The sequence below is a fragment of the Bradyrhizobium sp. CSS354 genome, from assembly GCF_029051725.1.
GTDB lineage: Bacteria > Pseudomonadota > Alphaproteobacteria > Rhizobiales > Xanthobacteraceae > Bradyrhizobium.
In genome coordinates, this window is sequence record NZ_JAACFU010000001.1 from 545438 (window position 1) to 566479 (window position 21042).

The window sequence follows — 21042 nt, forward strand, 5'->3', positions numbered from 1 at the left end:
TCCCCTGTCATGCCACCGCTTGCGAGCGTGCGACAGAGCGATGGGCTCGGGATAGGGCCAGAGTTGTCGCAACGCATTGGACCAGCCCGCGACGGGCAGGACGCGCGGAGGCACATTTTAGTGCAGCGCTGCCCGCAGGGAGTGCACGCCGGTGTGGATCGTTCCACGCGAGAAAAGTGCGGCGCACCACGCATTTTCGCGGACGAAACGCCACATCCGCTGCAGTGCAATCCACGCGCCGCGCACGGACTGTCTAATTTGCAGGCGATAGACCGGCGCTAAGGGCCCTGCGAGTGCTCATGAGCTATGCATGCCAGTCGGCTCAGCCTCTCTTTATTGTACGATCAGTAAGCGGTGGTTTTGCCCGCTCAACGCATCGCGACCTCACTCCAGGCCTCAGGCTGCAAACGAGGGACGCAGGCGGCGCCAGCCGATGACAATGCCCGTGATGGAGAACAGAAAGCCGAGGGCGCAGAGCCCGACGACCAAGCCGTCACGCAGCAACGGATGCGCGACCAGGACCGGAAAATCCAGCGTGTGCAGTGCGCCGTAGAACCAGCGATAGACCCGCCGCGACGAATCCAGCCTTTGCAGCAAATTGCCGTCCGCGCCGTCGATGTCGAACCAGAGGTCGCCGCAGCAGGAGCGGTAGACCGGGGCACCCGGGACGGTGGACTGCGCGGGATAGTTGTCGTTGTCGGCAAGCACGGACGGTACTGCGCAGCCGGCTGCGAGGCGCGTTGTCAGCCTCTCGACCTCGTGCACATCCAGAGATCCCGTTGGTCGATCGCGGGGCGCATCCCCTGCCTTGATCAAGGTCTGAGCGGCAAGGCCCGTCCGATCCCGCCGATAGAGAGTGCCGTTGAATGCAAACCATTCGGTCTCACGGGCCGACGGCGCTCCAGGCTGCCGATCGATCGATGGGGCAGCCGTCCAGTTCGGTGCGGCGTTCATCACGCTGGATTCGGCCGAGGTCAATTGCCCACGCGAGAATAGTCGCCCGTGATCCATGGAGAGCCAGCCGCTGAAAATCCAGGTCAGCACGAAGACCATCGCCGCGAGGCCGATGAGATGATGCAGCGCATGCCAGCCACGATAGGGCGAGCCGATCTGGCCACCTCGAGGTTTGATCCGCGCAAGCCCGAGCACGGCGCCCAGCAATGCTGCGATCAGGGCCAGCAGCGACAAGGTCCAGACCACGCGATCCCACAGTGGCCAGTTGCTTCGCAGCACCGTTGGATAGATCCAGTGCAGCACGCTCCCGACGAGATTCCAGGTCCGCTCGCTGCGCGTCGTATCCAGGACGATCTCGCCGGTGAGCGAGGAGACATAGACCTCCGTTCCGGCGGCGTCGCCGAGGGCAACCCGAAACAAGGGACGATGGCGGTCGAAGCCGTTCGGCACGCTCCATTGATCATAGTCCGAGCGCGCAACGATCGTGGCCCGCGCAGCATCGAGCCCACGGCTGCGGGCGTGATCTCGCGCGATGGCCAGCACGACGTCGAATGATTTGACCGACGCGTCGGCCCCATCGGAGGCGCGGACTGCACCCGCGCGCGACGGCCCCGCGACGATATAGACCGGTCCGTCGCTGCGCTGGATCAGGCGAACGCGCGTCGCATCCGCGATGCCGCTTGCGGCCACGGCATCGGCGACCGCAATCCTCGTCTCAGCGCTAGCCAGCGGTACGAGCCCGGCAAAACGTTCCGTTTCCGTCAGAGATGGGAACGGAACGAAGTGCATCACGATTCCCGTCGCGAACCACATCGCGAACAGCAGGCAGAACGCGATCCCGAGCCATCGATGCAGCAGGACGATCGCGCGCATCATCGATCAGCGTCCTACCATTTGAATGCGGCCGAGATTTCGTAGGTGCGCGGCGCGCCAAGCAGGATCTGGTCGGGATAGAACGGATCGCCCCAGATCGCGTAGCGCTTGTCGGTGATGTTGCGCACCCGGAAAGTCAGGCGGGCCTGGTCGACCGCATTGAACACCGTCTTAGGGATATCGACGAAGGCGTAGACGTCGGCGACGGTGTAGGCCTTCAGCGTTACGACATTGGCATCGGTGTTGTAGCGGTCGCCGACATGGCGGCCGGTGATGCCCAGTTCGACCGCCCAGGGCGTGAAGAACCGGTAGGACGCGCCGGCATTGGCGACGACGCGCGGCACGTTCGGCGGCGTGTTGCCGGAGAACGAGCCGCCGACAAAATCGTAGTCGGCGTAGCGCGCATCGACATAGGCGATGTTGCCCCAGAGGCGCAGGGGCTCGATCGGGCGGACCGAGGCGGCCAGCTCGACGCCCTTCGACTCCTGCCGTCCGGCGAGGTTGAGCTGCATGCCGCCGGCCGCGGCATAGACGTTCTTGCGCAGGATGTCATAGGCCGAGAACGACCACTCCGCCCGGTTGTCCCAGAACAGGTGCTTGACGCCGGTCTCGTAGGTGCGCGCGGTGGTCAGGTTGAGCGGATCGGTCGGATTGAGCAGGAAGATGTTGTTGGCCGCGATGTCGGCGCCGGTCGCATATTGGCTGAAGAAGGTCAGGCCCGGAACCGCTTCCCACGTGTAGCCGATGCGGCCCGTGGTCGGGACCCAGGATTGCGAGAACGGGAAGTTCGCCTTCTCCAGACCGAACTTGTCGGTCGAATTGCGGTCGAGCCCGATATGCTCGACACGCAGGCCGCCAACCAGCGCGAAGCTGCGCGTGAGCTTCAGCCGGTCCTCGAATGACAGCGCCTCGTTATCGATGCGCGCGGTCTGCTGCTGGATGGTGAGCAGGCCGTAATAGCCGCGTGGTGGGTCGACCAGCGGAACGGAATCGCCGGGGAAATTTGCGGCGCCTGGCCTCACGAAATCAAGGTAGCTCGAGGACAGCGTCGTGACCAGGCGATTGTCAAAGCCGGCGATATTCGCATCCCAGATCAGGTCGGTGATGTTGCCGACCAGGCGTTGGCTGTGCGCGACATAGAAGCGCTCACGGTCAACCATGTTGGTACCGGAATTGAACGCCTCGATCTCGTTGTTGAACCATATTCGCTCTGCGCCGTAACCATAGGCCTGGCTCTTCAGCGTCAGGTCGGGCGCGAGTTTCAGCTCGAAACCGCCGCGCAGCCAGACCTCCTTCGCCACGTTCTTGTTGTCGAGGACGTTGTAGTTGGTGTTGAAGGTGCGATCGTCGATCGTGACCGCACCGAGATTGGTTTTGTTGTAGTTCGAGACGTAATTGCCGGACACGATCCCCGTCGTCGCATGCGAGCCGCTGAAGGCGATCGGCACCAGCGGCGCACCCCAATAGGCTTTCGAGCGATCTTCCCGATACTCGATCGCACCCCAGACCTTGAGGCTGTCGGAGATGCGGTAGTTGAGCTGGCCCGACACGTCGAGCGTCTTGGTGTTGGTGTCGTCGGCAAAGCCGTTGAGCGAGGAACGGCTGACGTCGAAGCGGTAGTCCAGCCCCTGCACATTGGTGCTGCCGCCCGAGCCGTAATGCGCCCGGAACGAGTTCAGCGAATCCCAGGAGAAATCCGCCTCGTTCCGGATCGCTCCGGTGTGCGGCTGCTTGGTGACGAAGTTGATCGCGCCGCCGGCGGCGCCCTCGCCCGACATCAGTGACGCCGGACCCTTCAGGAATTCGACAGCCTCCAGATTGGCCGTGTCGGTGATCCGCGAGGTCATGTTCTGCGGACCGATCTTGATGCCGTTGTAGAGCGTGTTGATCTGGCTGTTGGTGAAGCCGCGCATGGAGAAAGCCGAAGGCTCGGCCGGATTGTCGCCGGATGTGACGCCCACCGCGCCCTGCGCGACGTCGGACACGGTGCGATAGCCCTGCTCGCGCATGGTTGCGGCCGAGATCACCTCCACGGTCGCGGGCGTTTCGCGCACGGTCAGGCCGAGGCGCGAGGCGCTTTCGGCGACGGCATTGGTATTGAGCGGCGTCTGTGCTGCCGCGATCGGCACGACAGGCCTGGGCGGTACAGATGCGGCCTCTGGCGGGCGCGCTGCTGCGCGGCGTGGGCCCTGCGCCTCCCGCGCGGCGGGCTTGGCCTGCTTGCGGGATTGGGCGGGCGTTACTTCGACCGGCGGCAGAGGTTCGCGAGCCTGCTGCGCCAGCGCGGCGGAGGGATCAAGAACGGCAAAGGATGTGAGTGCGGCGGATGCAAGCAGGAACGCGCGCGGTCGTACAATGCGAACAGGAGACACGGTCTCGGACCTCGGTATGACGTCAGTGGCACGTCACAGCGAACCAAGGTCCCATCTTCCGGCTCCCAACCTTCCGATGAAGCCGAATGTCTGTACTCCCCGACCGACATCTTCGCGTGTGACCACGGCTGACGGCAGGTCTCCTGGCTCGCGGGTCAGTACCTTGCGTCGCCTTCCCGGGACCGAGATACCCAGTGGCATGTGACGCAAGATTCGCCGCTTACAGTTGCGGGGGCAGCCACGGCATTGGGGACAAGGTCCCCGCACCGCATTCCCTTTTCATCCCCTCTCGGGGAAACCGTCGCAAGCATCTAGGATTACGATCCAGACAGAGTCAATGTGCCAGTTGCGGCGTTATTGCCACAACGACCAGTTTCCTTGGAGATAAGCATGGAAGGCGAGACCTTCCTCTGGCTGATACGGCACGCGCCCGTCGATGGCGTCACGGGGACGATCCATGCAGCCGAAGCGCCAGCGGATCTCGGCGCTCGCGCGCAGCTGGAGGCGCTGCGCCAGCGCCTGCCGCGGGACGCCGCGAGCTATGCGAGCCCGTCGCGGCGCACGGTCGAGACGGCCCGCGCGCTGGGTCTCGAGCCGCTGCAGCTGGACGAATTCCGCGAGCAAAATTTTGGTGACTGGACCGGCCGTCGGCATGACGAACTCGCCGCGACCGGTGGCGAGGCCTATGCACGGTTCTGGAGCGATGCGGCGCGCGGACGGCCGCCGGGCGGCGAGAGCTTTGAGGAACAGGTCGCGCGCGTCCGGCTGGGGCTGTCAAAGATCGGCGCCGGGGCCGCAACGCTCGTCGTGCATTCCGGCACGATCCGCGCGGCGCTGTGCGTCGCGCTGGATCTGACGCCACAAGCGGCCCTGCGCTTTGTGATCGATCCGCTGTCGCTGACCCGGATCGACCGGCTCGCGACCGGTTGGCGCGTCGGCTCCGTCAATCAGCCGATGATTTGATCAGGCCGGACGATCCGGCACATTGGCCTGCGCAAAGGTCGCCATGCCGTTGTGGAGCGCACACGCCGACCGCACCAGCGGCAGCGCGATGGCCGCGCCCGATCCTTCGCCGAGCCTGAGATCGAGGCTGATCAACGGCTGCACATTCAGCGCGCGAAGCACCAGCCGATGCCCCTGCTCGGCGGACTGGTGCGAGGCCAGCAGGAACGGCTGGCACGACGGGTTGAGCCGCGCCGCCGCCAGCGCCGCCACCGACACGATGAAGCCGTCGATCAGCACGGGGATGCGGGCTTGCGCGGCGGCAATGATGGCGCCGCAGATGACCGCGATCTCGAGACCGCCGACGGCGCACAGGATCTTTTCGGGCGAAGCGCCTGCAATGGCATGGCGTGCGATTGCAGCATCGATCACCCGCGCCTTGTGCGCACGGCCGGCCGCGTCGATGCCGGTGCCGCTGCCCGCGATCTCCGCGGCGCTCACGCCGAGCAAGCCGGCCGCGATCGCCGCCGATGTCGTGGTGTTGCCGATGCCCATCTCGCCGAAGATCAGAAGATCGGGCTGCCCGGCCTGTGCGCGCGTCACCGCACGTCTGCCGGCTTCGAAGGCGAATGCCAGCTCTGCGGGGGTGAGCGCAGCTTCGATGCTGAAATCGCGCGTGCCGCTGCGCGGCTTGTCGGTCACGATTCCGGCCATCTCCTGCTGCGCCAGCGTGCCGGCATCGACGACCTCCAGGCTGGACCCCAGCTCACGCGCGAGCACCGAGATCGCGGCGCCGCCGGAGGCGAAATTCGCCAGCATCGCGATGGTCACTTCTTGCGGATAGGCCGAGACGCCCTGCGCGACGATGCCGTGATCGCCGGCAAAGATGATGATCGGCACCCGCGCCGCGCGCGGCTGCTCGGTTGCTTGCAGGCCGGCAAGCTCGATCGCGAGCTGCTCGAGCCGGCCGAGCGCGCCGGTCGGTTTCGTCAGTTGCGCCTGCCGCGCCACCGCCGCCTCGCGGTGGACTGCGGAGATATCCGGGCATTGTTGGGTGACCCATTCGGGGAGCATGCTGCCTCGCTTGCCTCACGGCCTGCGCTTGAGGATGTAATTGTCCATGATCCAGCCGTGCCGTTCGCGCGCCTCTTGCCGCACCGCGACGATACGCGGGCCGATCTCGGCCAGCGCGCCGGACATGACGATCTGATCGGGCATGCCGAGATAGGCACCCCACCAGATCTGCAGGCCCGCCGGATCGAGCGACTGGAACGCCGTGCCGCCGTCGAGCATCACCACCACAGTATCGACACCTTGGGGCCAACCGCCATCGCGCAAGCGGCGGCCAGTCGTGACCAGGAAGGGCTCGCCGATGTCGTTGAGCGGCAGCGCATGCGCCGCGCACAGCGCCTGGATCGAGGTGATCCCGGGCACGACCTCGATCTTTGGCGAGGGATTGAGCCGCCGCGCAATGCGCAGCGAGGAATCATAAAGCGAGGGATCGCCCCAGATCAGCAGCGCGACCTTGCCCTCGCCTTCGAGACGATCTGCGATCGTCTGCGACCAGGCCGCGGCGACGGCATCGTGCCAATCGTCCACGCCCTTGCGATAATCCGCTTCAGCGGCGTCGCGCACGGGCAGATCGAACTCGGCAACGCGCGTCTTATCGCTAGTGAGCACATCTGCGCAGATCGTCCGCCTGAGATCGGCGAGGTCGGACTTGGCCGTCCCCTTGCGCGGGATCAGGACGAGGTCAGCCGCGTTGATGGCAGTAATCGCGGCGCGCGTGAGCTGCTCGGGATTGCCGCAACCGATGCCTATCAGGGAGAGCGTGAACATCGTGCCCGCGAAGGGCGGCCATAGCGACCGCCCATTCGCTTGTCTCTAGGCCGCGTTGTGCAAACGCGGCGTGACGAGGCCGGACGCGGTGACGCCGCGCAATGACTTCGCCAGCGCCAGCACGCCGAGATCGGCGAGCGGCTCGATCACGATGACCAGCGCATAGGACACCGCGAACGTCGCGATGTTGGCGAGGTTGGTCGCACCGAAGCCCGATCCATAAAGCGCCCAGAACGCCACCCAGGCGATGACGCCGGCCTGGTACGTCGTCGAAAGTGCCAGCGCCTGGCGGTACTTCAGATCGACATAGGCGGTGTTGCTCGAGATGATCCGCGTGGCGATCGCCTGGATCCCGAATAGCGGCACCAGCAGCGTGGTGACGTTCATGCCGTATTGCGGCAGGTCGGGCGGCTCGAAGAAGACGCCCTGGAATAGCAGGCCGAACGCGAGGCCGAAGGCCGCGGGCGCCGCGCCAAACAGCAGGAACAAGGTCGAGCCGAGGATGAAGTGCACTTCGGACACGCCGACCGGGAAGTGCGGCAGGATCTCGAAGAAGACGAATACGAGAGCCGTGGTGGCGAGCGTGCGCGCCGCGAACGACGTGATGCCCTGCTCGCGCACGGTCTCGACCGCGAGCTTCAAGGCAACGCCGCCAACGGCGATGCCGGTTGCGTAACTCAGCACGAGCTTGGCGTCCGAGACTAGTCCGGGTTCGATATGCATGGCTCAGATCCTTCTTGCCGTCACACCCGACGGCCTTGGCCTCAAAACGTACACGGCCGGTCTCCTGGCTCGCGGTTCACTGGGAATCTCCGGCCTTCCCGAACCTTGCGGCCCAGTGGCTGATCGAAGTCCCTCACCGCTTACAGTCGCGGGGGCGGCTGGGGTTTGGGCGCCGCAACTGGGTCCGCCCATCCCCATTCCCGATTATGCTCCGGCGCTTTGCGCCGCGTCGAGCACCATGCCTCTCCTGTGTGCCCCTTTCGCCAGCCGGGCGTCAAGGGGTGAAGGGCGGCCGAGAGCGTCATGACGGATAATCCCCCGCCAGCGCGCCGAACAGGATGACGGCCGCCGTGGAGGCCGCTCCGCCCCGCGCAAGCTGCTCGGCAAGTTCCGAAATGGTGGTGCGAACCAACCGCTCGTCGGGACGGCCGAGCGATTCGGCAAACAGCGCCGGCGTGGTTGGGGCGAGGCCGTGCTCGATCAATTTGGCGACCAACGCCGGAAACGTCCGCCGGCCCATATAGACCACGGTCGTCGCCTCGGGATCGGCCAGCGCTGCCCAATTGAGGTCTGGCGGCAGCTCGCCGGTGACGTCCGCGCCCGTGATGAACTGCACCCGCCGCGAGGTATGGCGCCGGGTCAGTGGAATGCCGGCCTGGGCCGCAGCGACACAGGCCGTGGTGACGCCCGGAATGATCTCATAGCCAATGCCCGCTTCACGCAGCGTCTCGAGCTCCTCCTCGAGCCGGCCAAAGATGCCGGCATCGCCCGACTTCAATCGCACCACGCGCGCGCCTGTTACGGCATAGTCGACCAGCAGGCGGTTGACATGGTGCTGCTTGGTCGAGGCCCGTCCCGCCCGCTTTCCCACTGCAACAAGATTGGCGCCCGGCCGGGCCAGATCGAGGATCGCGCCCGAAGCAAGATCGTCATAGAGCACGACGTCGGCCTCGCGCAGCCGCGCGGCACCCTTGAGCGTGAGGAGCTCGGGATCGCCGGGGCCGGCGGAGACGAAGGACACAAAACCGCTCACCGGTCCTCCGCGATCAGATGGAAGAACGTGCCAGTGGCTTGTCCCCGCCGCGAGCCGGTCTCGGCGATGACCGCGCCTGTCGCGTCGTGCACGACCGCCAGCGGCGTGTCGGGCTGCGCGAGGATCGTCGAATAGTGGAATTCGTGGCCACGCAGGCGTGCACCGGCTTGATGACCCGGCATCGGCGTGGCGAGTTCGGCTAGACGATAGCCCAGATGCATGCGGCGCTTGGCAAAGCTCGTCTCCAGGCCGAGCAGGCCCGTCATCTCGTGGCGGATGCCGTCGGCGTCGGTCAACGCGGTGCCCAGTACCATATAGCCTCCGCATTCGCCGTGCACCGGGCGCGTTTCGGCGAAGCCGCGCAATCCGCTGTGGAAGCGCGCATTGGCCGCGATCTTGCCGGCATGCAGCTCGGGATAGCCGCCCGGCAGCCAGCACACATCGGCGCCCGGATCAGGGCTCTCGTCAGCCAGCGGCGAGAATGTCGATATCTCCGCACCCGCCGCGCGCCACGCTTCCAGCATATGCGGATAAACGAAGGAGAACGCGGCGTCACGGGCGAGCGCAATGCGCTGGCCGGGCGGCGTCACGTTGACGTGGCTCGCGGCAGGTTGCGGCGACCAGGTGGCAGCCGATTGCAGCACCGCATCGAGATCGACATGTTCGGCGACGAAGCGCGCGGCCTCGTCAATCAGCTTGCCGATCTCCGCCTGCTCCTCGGCCTGGACCAGCCCGAGATGCCGCTTCGGCAGGCTGATCTCGGCATGGCGCGGCAGCGCGCCGAACACGGCGATGCCGGCATCCAGCAGCGCACGCCGCACGAGAGCTTCGTGGCGCGGGCTCGCAACGCGATTGAGCACGACGCCTGCAAGGCGGACGCCGGGACGGTAGTCGCGCAGGCCCGCGGCGATCGCCGCCGCCGTTTGTGCCTGTCCCGAGGGATCGATCACCAGCAGCACCGGCCAGTCCAGCATCTCTGCAATGTCGGCGGTCGCCCCGGTGCCGCAGACGCCTCGCGCGGCCACGCCGTCGAACAAGCCCATCGAGCCTTCGGCCAGCACGACATCGGCGTCAATGCCGCGACTGACGAGATGCGAGATTGTCCCGCGATCCATCGCCCAGCTGTCGACGTTGACCGAGGCGCGTCCGGTCGCGGCTGCATGAAACGCGGGATCGATGTAATCGGGGCCGCTCTTGAAGCACTGCACCCGCAATCCGCTGTTGCGCCAGGCGCGGGCGAGCGCCAGCGTCAGCGTGGTCTTGCCGACGCCGGAGGCCGGCGCGGAGATGACGAGCCCTGCCGCCATCACGACACCTCCGGAAAGCGCGGCTCGGCGCCGACCGGCCGATAGCGGCGGTCATAGTCGGCGGCATAGAGACGGCTCTCGGAAAAATCCGCCGCGCTCAGAGTCTTGCCGACCAGGATAAGCGCGGTGCGCTCCATCTCGGCTCCGACAGCAGCGTCGAGTGTTGCGAGCGTGGCGCGGACGATGCGCTGCTCAGGCCAGCTCGCACGCCAGACGACCGCAACCGGGCAGTCCGCGCCGTAATGCGGCGTCAGCTCGGCGACGATCTTCTCGAGCAGATGGATCGACAGATGGATCGCGAGCACCGCGCCGGTGGCAGCGAAGGCGGCGAGCTTCTCGCCTTCCGGCATCGCGCTGGCGCGGCCCGGCGTGCGCGTCAGCACCACCGTCTGGGCAAGGCCGGGCAGCGTCAGCTCGGCCTCCAGCGCAGCCGCGGCGGCCGAGAAGGAGGGAACGCCCGGCGTGACCGTGTAGGGAATGTCGAGCGCGCGCAGGCGGCGGAGCTGCTCACCCATCGCCGACCAGATCGAGAGATCGCCGGAATGCAGCCGCGCGACGTCCTTGCCGCCGGCATGCGCGGCGGCGATCTCCGCGACGATTTCGTCGAGCGACAGCGGCGCGGTGTTGACGATCCGCGCACCGGGCGGGCAATGCGCCAGCGCGCCTTCGGGGACAAGCGAGCCGGCATAGAGACAGACCGGACAGGCGGCGATCAGGTCGCGGCCGCGCAATGTCAGCAAGTCAGGGGCACCGGGCCCTGCGCCGATGAAATGCACCGTCATGCGCCGTCCCCTTCCGCAATTGCCGCGGTCGCGGTGCGATCCTGCGAGACCACCCGCGTCGCAATCAATCGCGCGCGCGATCCAGCTGCCGCGAGCGCCGCCGCTTCGGCGACCGATCCCGTCCCGAATTTTTCCGCGACGAATTTTGACTGGGTCGGCGTGTCGATGCCGGCCAGCATTTCGGCGGGGACCGCCTTGATCGGCACGCCGCATTCGCGCGCAAGCTGCTTCAGCACTTCCGCGTCCGCCTTGTCGCTGACCGTCGCCACCGCTGCAAGGCCTTCGGGACCACCGGCTGCCAGAAGCGCCTCACGCAGCGAGGCCAGCGTGACATCCTTTTTGAATCCAAGTCCGGCGACCTTCATCGGACCGCGCTCCATTGCACCACCGGCCGCGCCGCCTGCCAGGAGCGGTAGCGGCCGAGCGGAGTGGCATGTGCAATCTCGACCCGCATCAGTTCGCCGCCATGGTGCTGGTGCAGCTCGCCAAGCAGCGCTTCCGTCTCCAGCGTCACCGCATGCGCTACGAGTCGCGTTCCGGATGCGAGCCGCGACCAGATGGCGTCGAACATCGCGATGTCGAGACCGCCGCCGATGAAGACGGCGTCAGGTGCGCCCAGCGCAGCAAGGACTTCAGGCGCTTCACCTGTAATGATGGTGATCCGATGTGCCAACCCGAACGCAGCCGCGTTGCTGCGGATATTCGCGGCGCGATCCTCGCGCGCTTCGATAGCGATCGCCGTCCCGCCGCACAGCGCCCACTCAACCGAGATCGAGCCCGAGCCCGCGCCGATGTCCCACAGCCGTTCACCGGGACGCGGCCCCAGCGCCGAGAGCGCGAGCGCACGGACCGGACGCTTGGTGATCTGGCCGTCATGGACGAAGAGATCGTCTGATAGTCCCGAGCTGCGGGGAAGACCCTGCGTTCCTCTCGCCTCCACGGCCACCGCGACCAGACTTCCGGCAAGATCGCCTGCGAAGCTGTCGGCGCGATGCGCGTTGATACTCTCGCGCGGCCCGCCAAGCGCGGTGAGCGTCCAGAGTGCCGAAGCGCCCCAACCGCGCGCCGTCAGCCATTTCGCGAGATCGCCTGCCGCCTTCGCGTCGCGCACGAGGCAAATGATGCGTGCACCTTGCGCCAGATGCGGCACGAGACGCTCGAATGGCGCGGCATGGAGACCAAGACAGCTAATTGCTTCGAGGCGCCAGCCTAGTCGTGCGGCGGCAAGCGAGAAGGTCGACGGCGCGGAATGCGCAATCCACTCGCCGGCGTCCAGCTTCTCGGCGAGGCTCGCGCCGGCGCCAAACCAGAACGGATCGCCGGAGGCGAGCACCGCCGTCGGACGGCCGCGGCGGCTTAGCACGATCTCCGCATCGAACGGCACCGGCCAGGGGCGGCCGCGCCCGGTTACTCCGGCAAGTGCAAGATGCCGTTCACCGCCAAAAACAGTTTCGGCGTCGTCGAGCGCCTTTCGACTTGCTTCCGACAGGCCGGCGAGGCCATCTTCGCCGATACCGATGATGGTCAGCCAGGGATCAGCCATGACGCGCGCCCTCATTCTGGGCGGAACGGCCGACGCGAGCCTGCTCGCGGCGGAGATCGCGCGTGCCGGCATTGACGCCATCTATTCCTATGGCGGCCGCACCCGCGCGCCCGCCGGTCAGCCGTTGCCGACGCGGATCGGCGGTTTTGGCGGCGTCAGCGGCCTTGCCGATTACATCCGCCGCGAAGAGATCACCCATGTGATCGATGCGACGCATCCCTTTGCCGCCGAGATGAGCCGCAATGCGGTCGCGGCATGCGCGGAAACCGGCACGCCGCTGATCGCGCTGGAGCGCGCGCCGTGGGTGCAAGTGCTCGGCGACAACTGGATCGAAATTCCAGACGTCAACGCCGCGGTCGCCGCACTGCCCGAGGCGCCGGCAAATGTGTTCCTCGCCATCGGCCGCCAGCACGTCGCACCGTTCGCGACCAAGCCGCAGCACGCCTACACGCTGAGATTCGTCGATCCGCCGGATGCGCCCCTGCCCTTTGCCGCGGACGTCATCGTGTCGCGTGGGCCCTTCACGCTTGAGGGCGAATTGGAGATGATACGCAAACGCAGCATCACCTGGATCGTCGCCCGCAATTCGGGCGGCGACGGCGCGCGCGCCAAGATCGACGCAGCCCGCAGGCTCGGCCTGCCCGTGGTCATGATCGCGCGACCGCAACTGCCGGAACGATTGCGGGTCGAGAGCGCGGCCGAGATCATGCAGTGGCTCGGTCATCGGGCCTGCCTCGGCGCATAGACCCAGCGGCCGACGCGGCGTGTCTGCGAGTTGCCGACGATCACCAGCGTGCGCATGTCGGCCATCTCGGGCGTCGCCTCGTTCAGCCTGACGGTTTCGATCTTTTCATCAGCGGCGCTGATCGCGCGCGCGAAGATCACGAGGCGCTCGCCGCAGCCGGCCTCGTTCAGCACTGCGAGCGCACGGCCAAATCCTTCCGGCCGGCTCACTGAGCGCGGATTGTACATCGCAATGGCAAAATCGGCTTCCGCGGCGAGCCGCAGGCGCTTCTCGATCACCGCCCACGGCTTGAGATTGTCGGAGAGATTGATCGCACAGAAATCATGGCCGAGCGGCGCGCCGGCGCGCGCGGCAGCCGCCAGCATCGCAGTGACGCCGGGCAGCACGCGGATCGGCAGCTCCTGCCATTGCGGCGCCTGTTCGAGCGCCTCGAACACGGCGGAGGCCATCGCGAAGACGCCGGGGTCGCCGGAGGACACGATGACGACTTGCCCGCCTTCGGCCGCGAGCCGCAGCGCCTCGTTCGCGCGCTGCAGCTCTTCGCGATTGTCGGAGGGATGCAGCTTGAGTCCTGATCGCGGCGGCACGCGCGCGACATAGGGCGCGTAGCCCAGAATGTCGGTGGCGGCGGCAAGCGCGGCGGAGACCTCGGGCGTCACCAGCGCATCGCTGCCCGGCCCGAGGCCCGCGATGGTCAGCGTGCCCCTCATTCGGCGGCGTCCGGATGCCGGCCCTTGCCGTGCACGAGCACGATCGCGAAATAGGGACAGTCGGCGGCATCGATCTCCGCGAGCCGCACCACGCGCTCGCCAGGCATGGTGCCGCGCTCGACCAGCCATGCGTCGTCCAACCGTCCGGCGGACGCGAGCGCACGGCGCACCTTTGCGAGATTGCGCCCGGTCTTCATGATCACGAGCGCATCGGAATCGCGCATGCGGCGTTCGAGCTCTGCTTCGGCGAGCGTGCCCATGAGCACCGTCGTCACGTCATCACCGAGCGCGATCGGCTGTCCCACGCCGTTCCAGCAGCCGACCATGCCGGGAATGCCGGCGATCACCTCGATCTCGACGCGGCCCTGCAGGCGCGTGTGCAGATGCATGAAGGAGCCGTAGAAATATGGATCGCCCTCGCAGAGCACGACAACGTCGACCGCGCGCGCCAGCCGCGCCAGTCGTTCAGCCCATTCATCGTAGAAGCCGGCCAACAGCTGGACGTATTCAGGACTGTCGAAGGCGATTTCCGTGGTGACCGGATACTCCATGGGATATTCGGTGACGTCGGCTGCCAGCATGCCCTCGACGATGCGGCGTGCCTGGCCGGGCCGTCCCTTCTTGCGGAAATAGGCGACATGCCTCGCGCCGCGTACCGTGCGATCGGCGCGCACGCTCATCATATCGGGATCGCCGGGGCCGAGACCGCAGCAGATGATTCGTCCCATCGCTATTCGCTCCGGCTCGCCAGCGCGTTCACGGCGGCGACCGTGATCGCGGAACCGCCGAGGCGGCCCTCAATCGTCAGTGCCGGCACCGGGGGATTGGCCATCAGCGCAGCCTTGGATTCGGCCGCGCCGACAAAGCCGACGGGACAGCCGATGATCGCCGCGGGCCGCGGGCAGTCCCGGTCCTCCAGCATGTTGAGGAGATGAAACAACGCGGTCGGCGCATTGCCGATCGCCACGATCGCGCCGTCGAGATGCGGCCGCCATAGCTCCAAAGCCGCAGCCGAACGGGTGTTGCGCATGGACTGCGCGAGCGCGGGAACAGTCTCGTCGCCCAGCGTGCAGATGACGGCATTGGCGGCGGGAAGCCGCGCGCGCGTAATTCCTTCGGAGACCATGCGCGCGTCGCACAGGATCGGTGCGCCCTTCCGCAGGGCCGTGCGCGCGGCGACCGCCATGCCTGATGTGAAGCGGATATGCGCTTCGAGGCCGACCATGCCCGCGGCATGGATCATCCGCACCACTACCTGCTCCTCGTCCGGCGTGAAGCGCGCAAGATCGGCTTCGGCCCGGATGGTCGCAAAGGACTGCCGGTAGATCGCCGCGCCGTCGGTCTCGTAAGTGTACGGCATCAGTGCCCTCCCATCAGGATGGAGGGATCTCGGACAATGTCTTCGCGGTTCAATCCCCGCAGGATGGGCTCATCGCGTGTCGACCCACCGCGCACGAGATCGAAGCCTGCGCCGGTCGCGACCAGAGTGATGGCGGCCGCACCGGAATGGGCGCAGCCCTTGGCACAGCCGGAGACGTGGAGCCGTGCGGCCGCGCCGATGTTCGGCGCCAGGGCCGCGGCAAGGCCGCGGGTATCGGCATGCGCCTCGCGACAGCGTGGCGCACCGCTACAGGCGATGACGCGCAGCGCAGGGTCGTAGGCCTCGGTGATCAGGCCAGTCGCATTCGGCATCGCGCGCTTGCCTTCGCTCAAAACCATCCGCCATGGCGTCATGCGCAGCGCATGTCCGCAACCGGCGAACTGGTCGAGTGTCGCATGCGCCATCTGTCCGAAGGCGACCCCGACCATCGCGCCTTGCGCATAGAGGCCGGGACGTGCCGCCGCCATGATCGGCGCCGGCTCGGCCTCCCCGCGCAATGCCTCCGGCAGGATTGCACCGGCGGCAAGATGCGCCGCCATCCGCCCCCGCCCGCCCCTGGCGCCGCCTGAGATCACGAACCAGTCGGCGAATGCGAGCGCGGTGGTCACAGCCTCGCCGCGTGCGACGGAGCGGCCGAGTTTGTCGCCATCGGCCCGCACCAGCAGTCCGCCGGAACGATCGCGTTCGATCCGCACGTCCGCGGAATCGCCCGCAAGCACGCGTGAGGTGCCGTCATCGATGGCGAAGCCGAACTTGGTTGGAAGTTCGAGCGTGCTGTCGGCGAGCGCCTCCTCGAGTTCGGCAGCGAGCGATTGTGTTGCGTCTCCGGCACGCCAGAACGGCGTCACAAGGATGTTGCGACGGGATTCGGTGTCGGCGTCGGGGTCGAGCAGCGCCAGTTGCGCAAGGCCATCGAGCAACAGCCCGTGGCTGGTCTCGTTGACGCCCCTGATCTGGAGATTGGCTCTGCTGGTCACGTCGATCAGGCCGTTGCCATGGCGTTCGGCGAGATGGGCCAATCCGGAGATTTGTGCCGCTTCGAGCCGTCCGCCGAACGGACGCACGCGGACCACGAGCCCGTCGCCCGATTGCATCGGGCGCAGCGCGCCGGGACACCAGCCCTTGACCACGGAAGCGCTCATGACGCCTCCCGCAGCGCAGCCGCAATCGAATTGCGGCGCGTTCGCCAGAGCGAAGCTTCATGCAGGCGGGTGAAACAGGTCTCCATCGCGGCGAGCGCCGCCGGATTTTCGCGGGCCATGAAGTCGCGGACGTCGTCATGGCCGAGGGTGGCATCGTAGTAGAGGTCGAACAGATGCGGCGGCACGGCGCCGGCCAGATGCGCGAAGGCGGCCATGTGCTCGAGCGTCGCGGTGATCTCGGCCGCCCCGCGAAAACCGTGGCGCATCATGCCGGCGATCCAGGCCGGGTTGGCCGCGCGCGCGCGGACGACACGGGAGATTTCCTCGGTCAGCGTACGCGCATGCGGCTGCTCGGGCCGCGTCGCATCGAGATGATAGAGCGATGGTCCTGCCGCGCCGAGATGGGCTGCGGCGGCCGCAATGCCGGCCTCATGCGCGGCATAGTCGGCCGCGAGCAGAAGATCGGTTTCCGGCAAATCCTGCACGTGAACAAAAGCATCGGCGGATGCGAGCCGCTTCTCGATACCGGCACGATCGAGCGTGATCTCGCCATCGGCCGAGAACGCCCATGACGATGCCGAGAGCCACGCTTCGCCGGCGGCGTGGCGCGTCTCGGGCGTGAAGGCGTCCGGGATTGCCGAGAGGCCGACGCCGTATTGTCCGGGACGCGGCGCGAACACGCGCGATGTACGATGGCGATAAGGATTCTCGTCGCCCTCGTCCTCGCGGGCGGACAGCGCCTCGGCTGCCGCCTCGAACAATTGCGCGAGGCCTGAGAAGACGTCGCGAAACAGGCCCGAGACACGCAGCGTGACGTCGATGCGGGGCCGGCTAAGCTCGGCAGGCGCGATGATGTCGTAGCCGGTCACACGGCCGGATGCGTGATCCCAGCGCGGCGCGAGGCCGGCCAGATGCAGCGCCAAGGCAAACTCCTCGCCTGCGGTGCGCATCGTCGCCGAGCCCCAGAGGTCGACGACAAGGCCCTTCGGCCAGTCGCCGTGATCCTGCAAATGACGACGTAGCAATTCTTCCGCGAGCTTGACGCCTTGCGCATGCGCCGACGGCGTCGGCACCGCGCGCGGATCGACGGCAAAGAGATTGCGTCCCGTGGGCAGCACGTCCTGGCGGCCGCGATAGGGTGAACCTGACGGCCCCGGCGCGACGCGCTGTCCTGCGAGCGCGGTCCGCAAAGCGTCGCGTTCCGCGTCGCCGCAGGCGCCACGGCCGAACACGTGCAGGCCGTCACCGAACTGGCTTTCCTTGAGATCACAGACGAAGCGGTCGATCCGCGGGATCGCTTCGGCCGGTGCGGCCGTTGCCTCGAGGCCAAGATCGTCTTCGAGGCCTGCCGCGCGTGCCTCGTCGCGGATCGCGGCGATCAGACGCTGGCGGCGGGCGGGATCGAGGCCATCGGCCGTCGAGTACTCGTCGAGGAGCTGTTCGAGCCTGCGCAGCCCGTCCGGCACCGCTGATGCTGCGAGCTGCGGCGGCAGATGGCCGATCGTGACCGCACCCACGCGCCGCTTGGCCTGCGCGGCCTCGCCGGGATCGTTGACAATGAAGGGATAGATCACAGGCAAATCGCCGATCAGGGCTTCCGGCCAGCACGCCTGCGACAGCGCCACGGATTTTCCGGGCAGCCATTCCAGCGTGCCGTGGGCGCCCATGTGCACGACGGCATCACAGCCCTGCTCCCGGAGCCAGAGATAGAACGCGACATAGGCGTGGCGCGGCGTGCGGGCGAGATCGTGATAGTCGGCATCGCGCGTGGTCGAATCGCCACGCTCCGGCTGAACCGCGATGATCGACCGGCCGCATTGAATCGCGGCGAAATGGAGCGCGCCGTCGCGACACCCCGGATCGGTTTCCGGCGCGCCCCAGGCTTGCGCGAGGTCATCCTGCAACACTTGCGGAACGTGCGAGAGCGCAGCGCGGTAATCGGCAACGCTCCAGCTCAAGGTCCGCTTGAGCAGCGTCTCGCCAAGCGCATGGACCGGATCGACATCGAAGCCGGCCTCCGCGAGGTCGGACACCAAAGCCTCCACCGAGGCCAGCGCATCGAGACCCACCGAATGCGCGATCTGATGCGGGCGGCCCGGATAGTTGGAGAGCACGACTGCCATGCGCTTGTCGGCGGCCGGCTTCTCGGCGAGGCGACGCCAGGCCGCAACGCGCGCCACGACGGCATTCACGCGCTCCTCGTCGGGCCTGTGTGCCAGATGCGTAAATTGCAGATCGGGATCGCGCTCAGCCGCAGACTTGAAGCTCACGACGCCCGCAAACAGGCGGCCGTCGACTTCGGGCAGCACCACATGCATCGCGAGGTCGCCGGGCGACAGGCCGCGGAGCGAGCTCGCCCAGTCCTCGCGCTGTGCCGTGGAGAGCGCGACCTGGAACACCGGGCAGGATGCGGCATCGAACGGCGTCGTGCCGTCGTCGCCCATCGCCGAGAACGCCGTCGCATTGACGATCGCGGCCGGAGGATTTTGCGCAAGATACGTGCGCAACCAATCCGCAACGCCCGGGGCCTTCAGCGAGGTGACGAACACACCATGCGCGTCAAAGCCGCGCTCGCGCAGCGTCGCGATCAGCGCATCGATGGGGCCGGTATCCGCGGCGGTGAGGTAGGAGCGATAGAAGGTCACGAGCGCTCGCGGCCTGCCCTCACCCGACGCCGGCGCGGCAATGACGCCGCGCGCCGGATCATAAAAGCCCATCTCGGGGACGGTCATCTCGCCGATGACCGGGCCGGCATAAAGGCCAGAGGCCAGCGCAAGCTGCGCGATCGCGGCTTGCGCTGCGACGGGGCCGCCGGTGTCGCAGAGCACCTTGAGCCGCCGCAGGGTCGAGACCGGCAGGGTCGAGTAGGCATCCAGCCGCGTATCGTCGCGGCCATCGGCCGGCAGCACGGCCAGCACGATGCCGCGCTCCTTCGCCAGCTGCTGCAGGGCCGCGAGCCCATACGACCAATAGGACTCACCGCCGATCAGCCGTACGAGGATGCCGCGCGCCTGCGCCAGAGTGCGCTCGATATAGGTGTCGACCGAGAGCGGATGGCGGAGTTCTGCGAGATTGACAAGCCGAAGCGACGGCAGGCTGTCGCGGCCACGGCGCCAGCCGGCCGCGAACGCCGCCAGATCGGAATCCGAATACGAGAGCACCACGAGATCGGCCGGGTCCTGGCCGATGTCCCTTGGTATCGCGGTCTCCTCGAGACCGCGGCTCTCGCGGAAGACGACGTGCATCAGATTCCAGTTCCTGAAAGACCAAGTCCTGAAATACCAAGTCCTGCCCTGATCGCGGCCTCGTCGATATCGCCATGCTCGCCGATCACGACGAGCTTTGATTGCCTCGCACCTGCGCCCCAGGGCTTGTCGAACTGGTGGCGCACGCGCTCGCCGACCGCTTGCAGCAAGAGGCGCATCGGCTTGCCTTCCACCGCGATGTAACCCTTGACGCGCAGCACATTCTGCTCCCGCGCCAGACGCTGGACGGATGCAACCAGCGTGTCGATATCGGTGACCTCAGGAAGATCAATCACGACGGAGGCAAAATCGTCGTGGTCGTGATCCTCCTCGCCGTCATGATGCGAGGGACGCGCGGCGAGATCGTTCTCGGCGGCAGCACCGAGGCCGAGGATGAGGCGCGCGTCGATCGCACCGTCGGTGATCGCCAGCATCGGCACGCGGCGCGACATCTCGGCGGTGATCGCCGCCTTGGCCGCTTCGAGGCCTGCCGCGCCCGCAAGATCCGCCTTCGTCAGCAGCACGATGTCGGCGCAGGCAATCTGGTCCTCGAACACTTCCGACAGCGGGGTCTCGTGATCAAGATTTTCATCGGCCGCGCGCTGCGCCTCGACGGCGTCAGGGTCGGGCGCGAAACGGCCGGCGGCGACAGCTTCGGCGTCGGCCAGCGCGATGACGCCATCGACCGTGATGCGCGAACGGATCTCCGGCCAGTCGAACGCCTTCAGCAGCGGCTTGGGCAGCGCCAGGCCCGAGGTCTCGATCAGGATATGATCGGGCCGCACCGGCCGCGACAGCAGCTTCTCCATGGTCGGAATGAAATCGTCGGCGACGGTGCAGCAGATGCAGCCATTGGCGAGCTCGATGATGTTCTCTTCTGGGCAATTCGCATCGGCGCAGGATTTCAGAATCTCGCCATCGACGCCCTCGCTGCCGAACTCGTTGACGAGCACCGCGAGCTTCTTGCCGTTGGCATTGGCAAGCAGATGCTGGATCAGCGTGGTCTTGCCTGAGCCGAGAAAGCCGGTGACGACCGTGACCGGGACTTTTGCGAGCGAATTCATTCGGCGGCCTCCGGCACGACGGCCAAGGGGAGAATGGGGGGAATGCGGGCAAGCGACTGCTTGCGGAAGATCTCCGGGCGGCTGCGCCAGGGCACGAGGCCGTCGGACGCGGCCGCATAGGCCGCGGCGCCCGCGACCACGTCGCTCGCATTCGCATCCGACAGACGGCCATAGACATAGGACCAGCGGCCGGGCGCGCTGAGCGCGACCGAGCAACCCTGGTTGCATGCAGACAGGCATTCGACGGGAACCACGCTGACACCGTCGGGCACGCCGGCCTCGAGGATCGCACCATGCAGGCGCTTGCCGGGCGTCGTCTCGCCCTCGCCAAGCGTCTGGCCGGCGCGGCAGGTGATGCAGACATGAAGTGTGACGGTCATCGCTTCT

19 protein-coding genes and 2 riboswitches are annotated in these 21042 nt (G+C 67.0%); of the genes, 2 read left to right on the forward strand and 17 right to left on the reverse strand.

Features of this window, described 5'->3' with window-relative positions:
• Positions 1–396: 396 nt before the first annotated feature.
• On the reverse strand, positions 397–1830 hold the full coding sequence (locus GWG67_RS02685; protein ID WP_275167593.1) for a PepSY domain-containing protein: 1434 nt from the start codon (positions 1828–1830) through the stop codon (positions 397–399).
• 11 nt (positions 1831–1841) lie between these two features.
• Positions 1842–4199 carry a TonB-dependent siderophore receptor gene (locus GWG67_RS02690; protein WP_275167594.1) on the reverse strand — a complete coding sequence of 786 codons (2358 nt, stop codon included), beginning with the start codon at positions 4197–4199 and terminating at the stop codon, positions 1842–1844.
• 115 nt (positions 4200–4314) lie between these two features.
• Positions 4315–4517: riboswitch (cobalamin riboswitch) on the reverse strand.
• Between the two features lie 72 nt (positions 4518–4589).
• Here GWG67_RS02690 and GWG67_RS02695 point away from each other — a divergent pair.
• Entirely contained in the window at positions 4590–5162 is a 573-nt protein-coding gene (locus GWG67_RS02695; RefSeq protein WP_275167595.1) for a histidine phosphatase family protein, read from the forward strand.
• On the opposite strand, the gene cobT is transcribed toward GWG67_RS02695, so the two are convergent.
• The 8 genes from cobT to cbiT all read right to left on the reverse strand — a co-directional run bounded on the left by cobT (position 5163) and on the right by cbiT (position 12368).
• Positions 5163–6215, reverse strand: a complete 1053-nt coding sequence (cobT, locus tag GWG67_RS02700) for a nicotinate-nucleotide--dimethylbenzimidazole phosphoribosyltransferase (protein WP_275167596.1) — start codon at positions 6213–6215, stop codon at positions 5163–5165.
• Positions 6216–6230: 15 nt separating this feature from the next.
• Positions 6231–6980 carry a precorrin-6A synthase (deacetylating) gene (gene cobF, locus GWG67_RS02705; RefSeq protein WP_275167597.1) on the reverse strand — a complete coding sequence of 250 codons (750 nt, stop codon included), beginning with the start codon at positions 6978–6980 and terminating at the stop codon, positions 6231–6233.
• A 45-nt stretch (positions 6981–7025) separates the two neighbouring features.
• The gene (locus GWG67_RS02710) at positions 7026–7703 is read right to left on the reverse strand and encodes an energy-coupling factor ABC transporter permease (RefSeq protein WP_275167598.1); all 678 of its coding nucleotides are present in this window, start codon (positions 7701–7703) and stop codon (positions 7026–7028) included.
• Between the two features lie 36 nt (positions 7704–7739).
• Positions 7740–7959: riboswitch (cobalamin riboswitch) on the reverse strand.
• 45 nt (positions 7960–8004) lie between these two features.
• A complete protein-coding gene (cobA, locus tag GWG67_RS02715) occupies positions 8005–8736 on the reverse strand; it encodes a uroporphyrinogen-III C-methyltransferase (RefSeq protein WP_275167599.1) in 732 nt (243 codons plus the stop codon).
• Positions 8733–10043, reverse strand: a complete 1311-nt coding sequence (locus GWG67_RS02720; protein WP_275167600.1) for a cobyrinate a,c-diamide synthase — start codon at positions 10041–10043, stop codon at positions 8733–8735. Before GWG67_RS02720 ends, cobA begins: the two co-directional genes overlap by 4 nt.
• Positions 10043–10825, reverse strand: a complete 783-nt coding sequence (gene cobM / locus GWG67_RS02725) for a precorrin-4 C(11)-methyltransferase (RefSeq protein ID WP_275167601.1) — start codon at positions 10823–10825, stop codon at positions 10043–10045. The genes GWG67_RS02720 and cobM overlap by 1 nt, the downstream gene beginning before the upstream one ends.
• A complete protein-coding gene (locus GWG67_RS02730) occupies positions 10822–11190 on the reverse strand; it encodes a cobalamin biosynthesis protein (RefSeq protein WP_275167602.1) in 369 nt (122 codons plus the stop codon). The genes cobM and GWG67_RS02730 overlap by 4 nt, the downstream gene beginning before the upstream one ends.
• Positions 11187–12368, reverse strand: coding sequence for a precorrin-6Y C5,15-methyltransferase (decarboxylating) subunit CbiT (cbiT, locus tag GWG67_RS02735; RefSeq protein ID WP_275167603.1), 1182 nt, complete (start codon positions 12366–12368; stop codon positions 11187–11189). The genes GWG67_RS02730 and cbiT overlap by 4 nt, the downstream gene beginning before the upstream one ends.
• On the opposite strand from cbiT, the gene GWG67_RS02740 reads away from it, so the two are divergent.
• A complete protein-coding gene (locus tag GWG67_RS02740; protein WP_275167604.1) occupies positions 12367–13113 on the forward strand; it encodes a cobalt-precorrin-6A reductase in 747 nt (248 codons plus the stop codon). The two genes, cbiT and GWG67_RS02740, sit on opposite strands and share 2 nt — an antisense overlap.
• On the opposite strand, the gene cobJ is transcribed toward GWG67_RS02740, so the two are convergent.
• The 7 genes from cobJ to GWG67_RS02775 are packed head-to-tail and all read right to left on the reverse strand — an operon-like array spanning position 13089 to position 21035.
• On the reverse strand, positions 13089–13823 hold the full coding sequence (gene cobJ / locus GWG67_RS02745; protein ID WP_275167605.1) for a precorrin-3B C(17)-methyltransferase: 735 nt from the start codon (positions 13821–13823) through the stop codon (positions 13089–13091). The two genes, GWG67_RS02740 and cobJ, sit on opposite strands and share 25 nt — an antisense overlap.
• Positions 13820–14551, reverse strand: a complete 732-nt coding sequence (locus tag GWG67_RS02750; protein ID WP_275167606.1) for a precorrin-2 C(20)-methyltransferase — start codon at positions 14549–14551, stop codon at positions 13820–13822. The genes cobJ and GWG67_RS02750 overlap by 4 nt, the downstream gene beginning before the upstream one ends.
• 2 nt (positions 14552–14553) lie before the next feature.
• Positions 14554–15183 (reverse strand): precorrin-8X methylmutase, encoded by a 630-nt coding sequence (locus GWG67_RS02755; protein WP_275167607.1) that lies wholly within the window; start codon positions 15181–15183, stop codon positions 14554–14556.
• Positions 15183–16346 carry a precorrin-3B synthase gene (cobG, locus tag GWG67_RS02760; protein WP_275167608.1) on the reverse strand — a complete coding sequence of 388 codons (1164 nt, stop codon included), beginning with the start codon at positions 16344–16346 and terminating at the stop codon, positions 15183–15185. Before cobG ends, GWG67_RS02755 begins: the two co-directional genes overlap by 1 nt.
• Positions 16343–19591 carry a cobaltochelatase subunit CobN gene (gene cobN, locus GWG67_RS02765; RefSeq protein WP_275167609.1) on the reverse strand — a complete coding sequence of 1083 codons (3249 nt, stop codon included), beginning with the start codon at positions 19589–19591 and terminating at the stop codon, positions 16343–16345. The genes cobG and cobN overlap by 4 nt, the downstream gene beginning before the upstream one ends.
• Entirely contained in the window at positions 19591–20655 is a 1065-nt protein-coding gene (gene cobW, locus GWG67_RS02770; protein ID WP_275167610.1) for a cobalamin biosynthesis protein CobW, read from the reverse strand. The genes cobN and cobW overlap by 1 nt, the downstream gene beginning before the upstream one ends.
• Entirely contained in the window at positions 20652–21035 is a 384-nt protein-coding gene (locus GWG67_RS02775) for a DUF1636 domain-containing protein (RefSeq protein WP_275167611.1), read from the reverse strand. Before GWG67_RS02775 ends, cobW begins: the two co-directional genes overlap by 4 nt.
• Positions 21036–21042: the final 7 nt, after the last annotated feature.

What these genes read in the sequence shown, in the direction of transcription:
- GWG67_RS02710 (WP_275167598.1), bottom strand. Translation starts at nt 7,703, where the DNA reads ATGCATATCGAACCCGGACTAGTCTCGGACGCCAAGCTCGTGCTGAGT.
- cobJ (WP_275167605.1), bottom strand. Translation starts at nt 13,823, where the DNA reads ATGAGGGGCACGCTGACCATCGCGGGCCTCGGGCCGGGCAGCGATGCG.
- GWG67_RS02750 (WP_275167606.1), bottom strand. Translation starts at nt 14,551, where the DNA reads ATGGGACGAATCATCTGCTGCGGTCTCGGCCCCGGCGATCCCGATATG.
- cobT (WP_275167596.1), bottom strand. Translation starts at nt 6,215, where the DNA reads ATGCTCCCCGAATGGGTCACCCAACAATGCCCGGATATCTCCGCAGTC.
- cbiT (WP_275167603.1), bottom strand. Translation starts at nt 12,368, where the DNA reads ATGGCTGATCCCTGGCTGACCATCATCGGTATCGGCGAAGATGGCCTC.
- GWG67_RS02685 (WP_275167593.1), bottom strand. Translation starts at nt 1,830, where the DNA reads ATGATGCGCGCGATCGTCCTGCTGCATCGATGGCTCGGGATCGCGTTC.
- GWG67_RS02775 (WP_275167611.1), bottom strand. Translation starts at nt 21,035, where the DNA reads ATGACCGTCACACTTCATGTCTGCATCACCTGCCGCGCCGGCCAGACG.
- GWG67_RS02740 (WP_275167604.1), top strand. Translation starts at nt 12,367, where the DNA reads ATGACGCGCGCCCTCATTCTGGGCGGAACGGCCGACGCGAGCCTGCTC.
- cobN (WP_275167609.1), bottom strand. Translation starts at nt 19,591, where the DNA reads ATGCACGTCGTCTTCCGCGAGAGCCGCGGTCTCGAGGAGACCGCGATA.
- cobF (WP_275167597.1), bottom strand. Translation starts at nt 6,980, where the DNA reads ATGTTCACGCTCTCCCTGATAGGCATCGGTTGCGGCAATCCCGAGCAG.
- GWG67_RS02730 (WP_275167602.1), bottom strand. Translation starts at nt 11,190, where the DNA reads ATGAAGGTCGCCGGACTTGGATTCAAAAAGGATGTCACGCTGGCCTCG.
- GWG67_RS02695 (WP_275167595.1), top strand. Translation starts at nt 4,590, where the DNA reads ATGGAAGGCGAGACCTTCCTCTGGCTGATACGGCACGCGCCCGTCGAT.
- cobG (WP_275167608.1), bottom strand. Translation starts at nt 16,346, where the DNA reads ATGAGCGCTTCCGTGGTCAAGGGCTGGTGTCCCGGCGCGCTGCGCCCG.
- GWG67_RS02755 (WP_275167607.1), bottom strand. Translation starts at nt 15,183, where the DNA reads ATGCCGTACACTTACGAGACCGACGGCGCGGCGATCTACCGGCAGTCC.
- cobM (WP_275167601.1), bottom strand. Translation starts at nt 10,825, where the DNA reads ATGACGGTGCATTTCATCGGCGCAGGGCCCGGTGCCCCTGACTTGCTG.
- GWG67_RS02720 (WP_275167600.1), bottom strand. Translation starts at nt 10,043, where the DNA reads ATGGCGGCAGGGCTCGTCATCTCCGCGCCGGCCTCCGGCGTCGGCAAG.
- cobW (WP_275167610.1), bottom strand. Translation starts at nt 20,655, where the DNA reads ATGAATTCGCTCGCAAAAGTCCCGGTCACGGTCGTCACCGGCTTTCTC.